The following is a 10,065-nucleotide window of genomic DNA, read 5'->3' on the forward strand; positions in this document are numbered from 1 at the left end:
ATCAGGTCGCTCAGACCAAATCTAAAAGTATAGTTCTTGACGGAATGGACGGTGGACGTGGGAGGCGGAGATAGCGAAATCCTTGCTGACCGCACGAGAACCGGCGCAGATGACGCCGCTCTCTGGCGCAGGTTTCGTGGAGCTTGTGGCGATGATGCCAAAGTCGGTGTCCTGCAGCGGCTGAAGCTGTCTGGGCCAATTCCTGATGCTTTTTCCCATCATCTGACCCCAATTGTGCCGACGGATGACCGGCGCGGCGAAGCGCTGATGCAGGACATATGGCGCATCGGCATGGAGCGTCTGACCCTCGCGCCGGGCCAACCGCCATGGTCGACTCCCCTTCCCTCCAAACACTTCGCCGATCGGCTGCATCGGTTTTCATGGCTGCCTGACCTGTTTGATCAGGGCGACCTTGGGGCAGAACGTGCCAGACGCTTTGTCGACGACTGGATCGAATCCCATGGAAGCTTCAATGGTTTCTCCTGGAGGCTGGCGCCTACCAGCGTGAGGTGTTGGAACTGGATGTTGTGCGGCGCGGCTCTTTTCGAATCAGGCTCCGCAGATGCCCAACGAACCCGGTCGGAATGCCTGGTTCGGCAAATCCGCTATCTTTCTGATCAAATTGACGCGGCAACCGATCCCAAAGCGCGCTGGTACGGTGCGGTCACAATCGTTGCAGGCGCATTGTGCATAGACCGCGCAATGAGCCTGGAGACCGCCCTCGCCAGACTGGACGCAGAATGCACGGCGCAAATCCTTCCCGATGGTGGGCATGTAAGCCGCAGCCCGTCGCGAAACCTGCGCGCTCTTGTGCATCTTCTGACGCTTCGGGACCTGTTCCGACGCGCTGGCCACCCGGAACCGGACTTCTTGGAGAAATGGGTTTCGCGCATGGGTGCAATGGTCGCCTTTTTTCGAGCCGGCGACGGCGCGCTCAGCCCGTTCAATGATAGCGACGAGGCGAGACCGGAAGTTGTCGAGGCGGCGCTCGCCCATTTGTCCGCTCCACCCCGCCGGTTCACTTTCGCGCCCAAATCCGGCTTTCAGAAGCTGGAAAAAAATAGTCTTCGGCTGATCCTCGATTGTGGCGAAGCGCCCGAGCGCCCCTTCAGCGATTTTGCCCATGCAGGCGCGCTTGGATTCGAGCTTTCGGACGGACCAAGCCGTCTTGTTACCTCTTGCGGTTATAGCGCCGAGGTGAATGTGGACTGGCAAGCCGCCGTGCGGCGCACGGGGGCCCACTCCACACTGATCCTGGCTGGTCGGGACTCATCCACATTCTCATTGAATGACGAATCACGTCTTCTTTCCGCCCATGGACCGGAAGGTATTTCAGCCAAACGCCTGGAAGAAGGCGACGAGATATGGCTCGATGCGCAGCATGGCGGATACAAGGCACCGTGTGGATTGCTGCATCGTCGCCGCCTTTTCATGTCGGGCGATGGCCAGCGATTGACGGGCGAGGACTCCCTTGTGAGACCAGTCTCTCAGCCGCCGTCGGATGACCGGAAGTTCATTGGCTTTGAAATTCGCTTTCACCTACATCCTACGGTCACAGCCATCATGGGCCGAGATGCCATTCGTTTGGTGTGCGATGACGGTACGGTCTGGAAGTTCAAGACAAGCCATGAAGGTGCGCGCCTTGAACGTACAGTTTATCTTGCGCGCGGCGTGGTTGAAAGACCCGAGCAAATCGTTATGGCTGGTTTTGCAGATCCTAACGGGGACGGACAACAGCCGCCGAATTGTATTCGCTGGGCATTTCTGAAGGAAAGATCCGCATGACGCCAAAACAGGCCGCTCGACGCGCCATGACGCTGACCCTCGGGTTCGACATCAGCATCGCGATCATTGCCATGGCGTTTTCCGGATTACTGGTCTGGTCGTCCGAGGCGCCCCGCGCTGACTTGCCCTTCAATTCGATCGCCATCAGCACCGCCTTCTTCGCTGCAGCCGTCGCACTATCTTTCCTCGTGCTTGGCATCCAGAAGCAGGTCTGGCGTCATATGGGCTGGCCGGATGCGGTGCGGATTTTCCAGGGGGTTTGTCTTGCAGCCCTGATCTACTTGCCGGTCATGCTCATGTTGAACGGGTTGCTGGCCACGCCCTTCGCCACATTGAGCGTTGCGCTCATCTTGTGGACGCTTGGCCTGTTCGCCGGACGCATGTTCGCTCTCTCCCGCACGACACACGAGCCGTTTCAAATCTTCAGCCCGGTCGCCAAGAACGGTCAGCCGGTTCTTCTCGTTGGTGATTCGCAGAGCTGTGTTCAGGTCATTCGCCGCATCCAGTCATCGGCCCAAAGCAGCAAGATTCGCCTGCTCGGACTGGTCGACGTGGAGGCAACCGAGCCGGGCCGCGCCATTCGCGGCATTCCAATTCTCGGCTCTCTCGACGAATTGGGCGACCTGATTGAAGTGTTGACGGTGCGCTATAAACAAACGCCATGGGTGGCTGTGACGGGCGCTGCACGTAAACGCGAGACGACGATCCGGGTACTTGAGACCGCTTCTAATCATGGCGCCGAAATCATGGCGCTGAATCGGGATGAAACGGCACAAGTGCTGGAGCCCGTTCGCCCGTCCGACTTGCTGTCGCGCCCGGAACGCCATCTCTGCATTGAGCCGGTCCGCGCTCTTGTGAGCAATGCGAACGTCCTGGTGTCAGGTGGTGGCGGAACGATTGGCTCGGAGCTTACACGCCAAGTTGCTCGGCTCGAACCCGCGTCGATTACCGTGTTCGATGCCTCAGAATTCAATCTCTACTCAATCGACATGGAATTGGCGGGCATCCTGCCCCCCAACCGGCACACGGCCCGACTGGGCGATGTTCGCGATATGAACCGTGTCCGCGACGTGTTCACGCGCGCAAAGCCGGATGTCGTCATCCACGCGGCGGCGCTGAAGCATGTTCCCTTGATGGAACGTAACATTTGCGAAGCCATTCTGACCAATGTGGCGGGCGCAGTGAACGCGGCCAAAGCCGCAGCGGCAGTCGGCGCGAAGAGCTTTGTCTTTATCTCCACGGACAAAGCGGTCGATCCGGACAATGTCATGGGCGCCACCAAACGCCTGGCCGAGATGGCCGTATCTCGGGTTGCAGCGCAAACCGGCATGGCCGCGTCTATTGTTCGCTTCGGAAATGTACTTGGCTCATCAGGATCAGTGGTTCCCTTGTTCGAGCGCCAGATCGCGGCGGGCGGCCCTGTCACTCTGACTGATCCCGGCGTGACCCGATACTTCATGACCGTCGAGGAAGCCTCTTCGCTCGTCCTTCAGTCGGCCGCACTTCAGGATCGCACATCAGAAACCGGCCTCTACGTTCTGGATATGGGCGAACCCATGCCGATCCTGCAATTGGCCGAAACCATGATCCGTATGAAGGGCCTGGTTCCAGGGGTCGACATCAAGATCACCACGACCGGCCTGCGCGATGGCGAAAAGATGCATGAGGTGCTGACCTATGAGCATGAAGCCGTAGTCTCCACCAAAGTGGACGGCATCTGGCAGGTCGAAAACCTGCATGCGCCTTCCGAGCTTTTTGAAAAGCGGCTCGGGGAGCTGATCGAGGCGGCATCCCGGCGCGAACGCTCTGAAGCCCTCCGCCTGTTGGGCGTTCTCGTTCCGGAATATGCCAGCGAGCGAGCCGAAAAGGCGCGACGCTGGAGCGCTTGACCCACGCCGCGGTCATGATACGCCCCGCGGCACAAGCATTCAGCCTGCGCCAAAGGAATTCTCAACATGACAGATGCCGCCACCCGCGGAGCTCCCGTTCGCATTCGCCGCGCCCTGCTTTCCGTGTCCGACAAGACCGGACTGGTGGAACAAGCTCAAAAGCTTGCCGCCAAGGGGGTCGAACTGGTCTCCACCGGCGGCACATCGAAACTTCTGAAAGAAGCCGGCTTGGATGTGAAAGATGTTGCCGACCTGACAGGCTTTCCGGAAATGATGGACGGCCGGGTCAAGACGCTTCACCCGGCGGTGCATGGCGGTCTGCTCTATCTGCGCGACAATCCCTCCCATGTGAAAGATGCCGAAACACACGGAATTGGCGCGATCGACCTGATTTATGTAAATCTCTATCCGTTTGAGGCGACGGTTGCCTCTGGCGCAAACTTCGACACTTGCATCGAGAACATCGATATCGGTGGTCCGGCCATGCTGCGCGCGGCGGCAAAAAATGGTGCCTTCGTCGCCGTCTGTACCGATGGCTTTGATGTCGACGCAGTGCTTGCTGAAATGGAGACAAATGATGGCCATGTCAGCGTCAGCCTCTGCCGCAAGCTGGCCGCGAAAACTTATGCCCGCACAGCGGCCTATGATTCCGCAATTTCCAATTGGTATGCAGACCAACTTGGCGAGAACGCTCCAGACTGGGCCAGCCTTGGGGGCAAGCTTCAGCAATCGCTGCGCTATGGCGAAAACCCGCACCAGAAAGCCGCCTTCTACGTGACCGGCGAGAAACGTCCCGGCGTGGCAACAGCAAAACAACTGCAAGGCAAGGAACTGTCCTACAACAACATCAATGACACAGATGCCGCCTATGAACTGATTGGCGAACTGGGTGATGAGATCCCTGCCGTCGCCATCATCAAGCACGCCAATCCATGCGGCGTTGCGCAAGGCCGGAGCATCATCGAAGCCTATCGTTCGGCACTGGCATGTGACTCGACTTCTGCCTTTGGCGGGATCGTCGCACTGAACCGCCCGCTGGACGAAGCAACCGCTCAGGAAATTTCCCAGGTCTTCACAGAAGTCGTCATAGCACCCGGAGCAGATGCAGCCGCTGAAGCAGTGTTTGCCAAAAAGAAAAACCTCCGCCTCCTGATTACGGAAGGCCTGCCGGACCCGGCTTCGACTGGCCGGTTCGTCAAGACGGTCTCCGGTGGCTTCCTGATGCAGGATCGTGACTTTGGCCGCATCGGCAAGGCAGACCTGAAGGTCGTGACGAAGAAAGTCCCAACCGAGCAGGAATTGAATGACATGCTGTTCGCCTGGCGCGTCGCCAAGCATGTGAAGTCCAACACCATCATCTACGCCAAAGACGGCGCTACTATGGGTATTGGCGCAGGACAGATGAGCCGGATTGACTCCGCACGCATTGCCGCGCGCAAAGCAGAGGACGCCGCAGACATCGCAGGCTGGCCTGAGCCAAAGACCAAAGGATGCGTTGCCGCATCCGACGCATTCTTTCCGTTCCCAGACGGGCTGCTTCAGGCCGCTTCAGCGGGCGCAACAGCCGTCATTCAGCCGGGTGGATCGATCCGCGACGATGAAGTCATCGCCGCCGCCGACGAGGCTGGCCTCGCCATGGTCTTCACCGGTATGCGCCACTTCCGCCACTAGAGAAAGATCCATGATGAAGCGCCCACTACGCGCCAGCCTTGTCGTTCTGGCTCTGGCAGCCGCCTGCGGCCAGCCAGCAAAACAGGATTCGGACGCAGAATTCCTGTCTCGATTGACTGCCCTGTGCGGACAGGCTTTTGAGGGCGAGATTGTCAGCAAAGATCCAGAAGATGATGCATGGCGCACAGAGCGTATCGTCATGCATGTTCGGGATTGTTCTCCGCAGGAAGTCCGTATTCCGCTTCATGTCGGCGATGATCGCTCCCGTGTCTGGGTCCTCCACAGTGAGGGACCCCGCCTGGCCTTGCACCATGCGCACACGCATGAGGATGGCAGCCCCGATGAGGTCACATGGTATGGCGGCGCACGTAATGACCAGGCCAGCGCCAGCCGCATGGCCTTTCCGGCGGATGATGCCACGAAAGCCCTGTTCGATTCTGAAGGCATTCCCCAGTCAAAAGACAATACCTGGGCGATCGAGGTGCGTCCGTCAGACAATTTGTTCGCTTATGAGATGAAGCGCCCGAAACGCTTTTTCCGAATCGAGTTCGTTACTTCACAACCCGTTGCGCCACCTCCTGCGCCTTGGGGCAGTGAATAAGGATTCAGAGACGGAAGCTGCCCTCGATCACTGTTACTGCACGACCGACAAGCTTGGCGCGATCGCCTTCAAGACGCGTATCGATCTTTGCGCCCCGGCCCGGATAGGCTTGGTAGCAAGACATCTCGTCCAGACCAAATCGCTCGCTCATGACCCGCGCCAGCATCGTGTGCCAACTACCTGTTGCAGGGTCTTCATCGATTCCGCTTCCTGGCGCGAAGAAGCGGCTGGTTACGGTGACACGATCCCCGCCAGCGGCAAAGCACCCGAAATTCCCACGATCCCAGCCTTCACCCGGCGCGCCAAGATCCTTTAGCGCCTTCAGGTTCGGTTTGAGCGCACGGACGTCCTCCGGTGTTTCAAACCGAGCCGCATAGAACATGCCGCCCCAAGCCTGAACAGGGCGCGTGCCAAGCGCATCCGCTACCTCATCCGTTACCGGAATTTCTTGAATGGGGGCCGATGGAAAGTCCATTTCCAATCGTCCATCTTTCAAACGCCGAACATGCAGGCGGCCGGACTTCATCGTGTCGAACGCAATTGCCTCACCGGTGTACCCAAGCTCCTGGTACAGCACATGTGCAGTTCCAAGAGTGGCGTGACCGCAAAGGGGAACCTCAACCGACGGCGTAAACCAGCGAAGCGTCCACACTCCCTCCCCCGCCGGAACGATATAGGCCGTCTCGGCGACGTTGTTTTCTGCCGCAATCGCCTGCAGGGTTTCATCCGGCAAGAATGTCTCCAGCGGCATGATGCACGCCTGGTTGCCTTCGAATGGCTTTGAAGCAAAGGCGTCAATTTGGTAGAACGGCAAAGTCGGCATGACAGAGTCTCCAATCAGGACGACTGAATGCCACGGGACGCGTACTTGGAAAAACGATGATTTCTGAACGGTCGTTGAGGCGGTCTATTCCTCGTCAAGTACCCAACCATGATGAACCGGACCATGGCCGGTCCCGAACCCCTTGGCCGCGCGAATCGCTCTCAGCAAGTATTCCCGGGCCTGTTCAACCGAGTCCGGAACACTTTTTCCTTGTGCCAGAAGCGCGGCAATGGCCGACGCCAGTGTGCAACCCGTTCCATGGGTCGAACTCGTCTCGATCCTGCGGCTTTCAAACACCCATTCACCCGTCGTCGTCTGCAACACATCCGTGATGACATCTCCGCCAATATGCCCGCCTTTGACCAGCGCGCCATTCGCACCAAGTTCCAGCAGGGCCTCAGCGGCACGGCGCTGGCCACTGACCGTATCCACCGCCTTCCCGGTCAATACTTCCGCCTCGGGGGCGTTGGGCGTCACGAGGCGCGCGTTCGGGACAAGTTCGGACCGGATCGCCTCAACCGCTTTTGCGTCAACCAACCGGTCACCCGATGTCGCGACCATGACAGGGTCGATGACACGCGGCACCAATTGAGCACGCTCCGACAACAGTTCCGCAACCGCTTCGACCAAAGGGGCGGACCCCAGCATACCAGTCTTGATTGCGTCGGCGCCGATGTCCGCAAGCGTGACCCGCATCTGCCCGATCACGCCCTCAAGGGGCACTGGCCACACGCCATGTACGCCGCGCGTATCTTGCGCTGTGATGGCGGTGATGGCGGTCATCGCATAACCGCCAAGCATGGTGACCGCCTTGATATCAGCCTGAATACCCGCACCACCGCCGGAATCAGATCCGGCGATAATGAGGACGCGGCCTTGAGGGCCGTCTGGCATTGCCATGTCGATCAGACCTTGATGCCGGCCTTCGCTGCGTCAGCCAGGAAGGTTTCCAGACCCTTGTCGGTCAACGGATGCTTGACGAGGCCCTTGATGACAGATGGCGGCATGGTCGCCACATCTGCGCCAGCCAGCGCCGATAGTTTGACGTGATTGGCTGTCCGGATCGACGCAGCAAGAATTTCCGTATCAAACAGGTAATTGTCATAGATCTGGCGAATATCAGCGATCAGCTCCATGCCGTCGACATTGATGTCGTCGAGACGTCCGATGAAAGGCGAGATGAATGTTGCGCCGGCTTTGGCCGCCAACAGCGCCTGGTTAGCCGAGAAGCAAAGCGTGACATTGACCATCGTGCCGTCATCCGACAGCGTCCGGCAGGCCTTCAGGCCTTCCAGCGTCAGCGGAAGCTTTACGGCAACGTTGTCAGCGATCTTCGCCAATTTACGGCCTTCAGAGATCATCCCGTCATAGTCGGTCGCAACAACTTCCGCGCTGACCGGGCCGGGTACGATCTCGCAGATCTCCTTGACGACATCCGCGAATGGGCGGCCCGACTTCGCGATGAGTGACGGGTTGGTGGTAACCCCGTCAATCAGTCCGGTCGCCGCCAGTTCAGCAATATCGCCAGTGTCTGCGGTATCTACGAAGAATTTCATGTTCAGGATCCTGTTTGCCTAAGCGCCTCAGATAGACGGGCGACCGATGGATGTATACTTGAAACCACGAGCCGCCATGTCGTCCGGTGAATAGATGTTCCGGAGGTCTACCACAATGTTTGTGCTGAGGGCTTCCTTGATTCTTTCAAAATCCAATGCGCGGAACTGGTCCCATTCAGTGATAATCACCATCGCGTCGGCATCCTGAACGGCGTCATACGCGCTCTTTGCGAATTCGATATCGCTCAGCAGATGCGCTGCTTCATCCATAGCTTCCGGATCATATGCCCGGATCTTGGCACCGGCCGCTTGCAGAGCCGGAATGATGTCCAGGCTTGGCGCGTCGCGCATGTCATCCGTGTTTTGTTTGAACGCGAGACCCAGCACACCAATTGTCTTGCCGTTCACGTCGCCGCCCATGGCCGCAATGACCTTCTCGGCCATTGCCTTCTTGCGCGCCGCGTTCACCTCAACCACCGTATCGACGATGCGAACGGGAGAATTATGGTCGTTGGCCGTCTTGGTCAGCGCCAGCGTGTCTTTCGGGAAACAGGACCCCCCATAGCCGGGACCGGCATTCAGGAATTTCTTGCCGATCCGACCATCCAGGCCAATTCCGCGAGAGACCTCCTGAACGTTCGCGCCGACTTTTTCGCAAAGATCCGCCATCTCATTGATGAAGGTGATCTTCACAGCGAGGAAGGCGTTGGCGGCGTATTTGATCAGTTCAGAAGTACGCCGGGCCGTAAACAGAATCGGCGTCTCATTCAGGAAGAGTGGACGATAGAGTTCCTGCATGACTTCACGGGCGCGATCATCATCGGTTCCAACAACCACACGGTCGGGAATCTTGAAGTCCTTGATCGCCGCGCCTTCACGCAGGAATTCAGGATTGGAGACGACAGCAAATTCGCCATCAGGGCGCTTCTTGCGGATGATTTCCTCAACTTCGTCGCCCGTGCCGACCGGAACAGTCGATTTGGTGACGATCACGGTGAAGCCATCCATGAGTTCGGCGATCTCTTCAGCCGCCGCGTAGACATAGGATAGGTCCGCATGTCCATCGCCGCGCCGTGAGGGCGTGCCGACCGCAATGAAGACGGCGTCGGCATCGCGGATCGCATCCTTGGCTTCGGTCGTGAAGAACAGGCGCTCTTCCTTGACGTTCTTCTCAACCAGGCTGTCGAGCCCGGGCTCGAAAATCGGCATGATGCCGGCTTCCAGCTTTTCAATCTTGGATGCATCCTTGTCGACGCATGTTACAACGTGCCCAAAATCGGCAAAACAGGCTCCGCTGACAAGGCCGACATAGCCCGTTCCAATCATCGCAACGCGCATGAAAAATCCTCACAAGATACTAGTGTCTTCGCGGCAGGGGGTGCGATTTTTATGCCAGTTGGTCAAGGGGCTGAGTGTGCCATTCTGGCCAGTTCACCAGAGGGCACTTCCCACCGGCCCACGCGGGTTGCTGCGAGACATTATGCCCGGTTAAAATGGATCAGGCCCGCTCCGGGCGATACAGGCCTGATCATGTTCTAAAGAGTTTCCCTTGGCAGAAAGGGATCAGATTTCCTGATTATATGCTCCGACTTCCGGGTGCTTGCCGAGGCGCGGCTTGATTTCCTTGTGGAAGAGGCCCCGCATATCATCGGCGCTCGTCATGGATTCAACCACCACAACCAGTTCCGGCTTGTTGGAGGACGCACGTATAAGAACCCAGGACCCGTCTTCCAGTGTCAC

At 58.4% G+C, this 10,065-nt stretch carries 8 protein-coding genes and 1 pseudogene; 4 read left to right on the forward strand and 5 right to left on the reverse strand.

Annotated features, from left to right (window positions below; translation table 11 throughout):
- Window positions 1–36: 36 nt before the first annotated feature.
- The 4 genes from B4F73_RS09630 (at window position 37) to B4F73_RS09645 (ending at window position 5,946) form a co-directional block, all read left to right on the forward strand.
- Window positions 37–1,785: a heparinase II/III family protein gene (locus B4F73_RS09630; protein WP_290483116.1), complete on the forward strand. Its 1,749-nt coding sequence runs from the start codon at window positions 37–39 to the stop codon at window positions 1,783–1,785.
- On the forward strand, window positions 1,782–3,674 hold the full coding sequence (locus B4F73_RS09635) for a polysaccharide biosynthesis protein (RefSeq protein ID WP_290483117.1): 1,893 nt from the start codon (window positions 1,782–1,784) through the stop codon (window positions 3,672–3,674). The genes B4F73_RS09630 and B4F73_RS09635 overlap by 4 nt, the downstream gene beginning before the upstream one ends.
- A gap of 66 nt (window positions 3,675–3,740) precedes the next feature.
- Window positions 3,741–5,345, forward strand: a complete 1,605-nt coding sequence (gene purH, locus B4F73_RS09640; protein WP_290483118.1) for a bifunctional phosphoribosylaminoimidazolecarboxamide formyltransferase/IMP cyclohydrolase — start codon at window positions 3,741–3,743, stop codon at window positions 5,343–5,345.
- A gap of 10 nt (window positions 5,346–5,355) precedes the next feature.
- The gene (locus B4F73_RS09645) at window positions 5,356–5,946 is read left to right on the forward strand and encodes a hypothetical protein (RefSeq protein WP_290483119.1); all 591 of its coding nucleotides are present in this window, start codon (window positions 5,356–5,358) and stop codon (window positions 5,944–5,946) included.
- A gap of 4 nt (window positions 5,947–5,950) precedes the next feature.
- On the opposite strand, the gene B4F73_RS09650 is transcribed toward B4F73_RS09645, so the two are convergent.
- The 5 genes and pseudogenes from B4F73_RS09650 to B4F73_RS09670 all read right to left on the reverse strand — a co-directional run.
- Window positions 5,951–6,769: a PhzF family phenazine biosynthesis protein gene (locus B4F73_RS09650; protein ID WP_290483120.1), complete on the reverse strand. Its 819-nt coding sequence runs from the start codon at window positions 6,767–6,769 to the stop codon at window positions 5,951–5,953.
- 84 nt (window positions 6,770–6,853) lie between these two features.
- A complete protein-coding gene (gene thiD, locus B4F73_RS09655; RefSeq protein WP_290483121.1) occupies window positions 6,854–7,669 on the reverse strand; it encodes a bifunctional hydroxymethylpyrimidine kinase/phosphomethylpyrimidine kinase in 816 nt (271 codons plus the stop codon).
- 5 nt (window positions 7,670–7,674) lie between these two features.
- Window positions 7,675–8,325 (reverse strand): fructose-6-phosphate aldolase, encoded by a 651-nt coding sequence (gene fsa, locus B4F73_RS09660; protein ID WP_286852210.1) that lies wholly within the window; start codon window positions 8,323–8,325, stop codon window positions 7,675–7,677.
- A 27-nt stretch (window positions 8,326–8,352) separates the two neighbouring features.
- Window positions 8,353–9,663 carry a UDP-glucose dehydrogenase family protein gene (locus B4F73_RS09665; RefSeq protein ID WP_290483122.1) on the reverse strand — a complete coding sequence of 437 codons (1,311 nt, stop codon included), beginning with the start codon at window positions 9,661–9,663 and terminating at the stop codon, window positions 8,353–8,355.
- A gap of 225 nt (window positions 9,664–9,888) precedes the next feature.
- Window positions 9,889–10,065 (reverse strand): annotated as a pseudogene (locus B4F73_RS09670) (phosphomannomutase/phosphoglucomutase); the annotation flags it as partial.

Origin of the sequence: Hyphomonas sp. UBA3601, assembly GCF_002375605.1 — a bacterium.
Lineage (GTDB): Bacteria > Pseudomonadota > Alphaproteobacteria > Caulobacterales > Hyphomonadaceae > Hyphomonas.

What these genes read in the sequence shown, in the direction of transcription:
- B4F73_RS09635 (WP_290483117.1), top strand. Translation starts at nt 1,782, where the DNA reads ATGACGCCAAAACAGGCCGCTCGACGCGCCATGACGCTGACCCTCGGG.
- purH (WP_290483118.1), top strand. Translation starts at nt 3,741, where the DNA reads ATGACAGATGCCGCCACCCGCGGAGCTCCCGTTCGCATTCGCCGCGCC.
- B4F73_RS09645 (WP_290483119.1), top strand. Translation starts at nt 5,356, where the DNA reads ATGATGAAGCGCCCACTACGCGCCAGCCTTGTCGTTCTGGCTCTGGCA.
- B4F73_RS09650 (WP_290483120.1), bottom strand. Translation starts at nt 6,769, where the DNA reads ATGCCGACTTTGCCGTTCTACCAAATTGACGCCTTTGCTTCAAAGCCA.
- thiD (WP_290483121.1), bottom strand. Translation starts at nt 7,669, where the DNA reads ATGGCAATGCCAGACGGCCCTCAAGGCCGCGTCCTCATTATCGCCGGA.
- fsa (WP_286852210.1), bottom strand. Translation starts at nt 8,325, where the DNA reads ATGAAATTCTTCGTAGATACCGCAGACACTGGCGATATTGCTGAACTG.
- B4F73_RS09665 (WP_290483122.1), bottom strand. Translation starts at nt 9,663, where the DNA reads ATGCGCGTTGCGATGATTGGAACGGGCTATGTCGGCCTTGTCAGCGGA.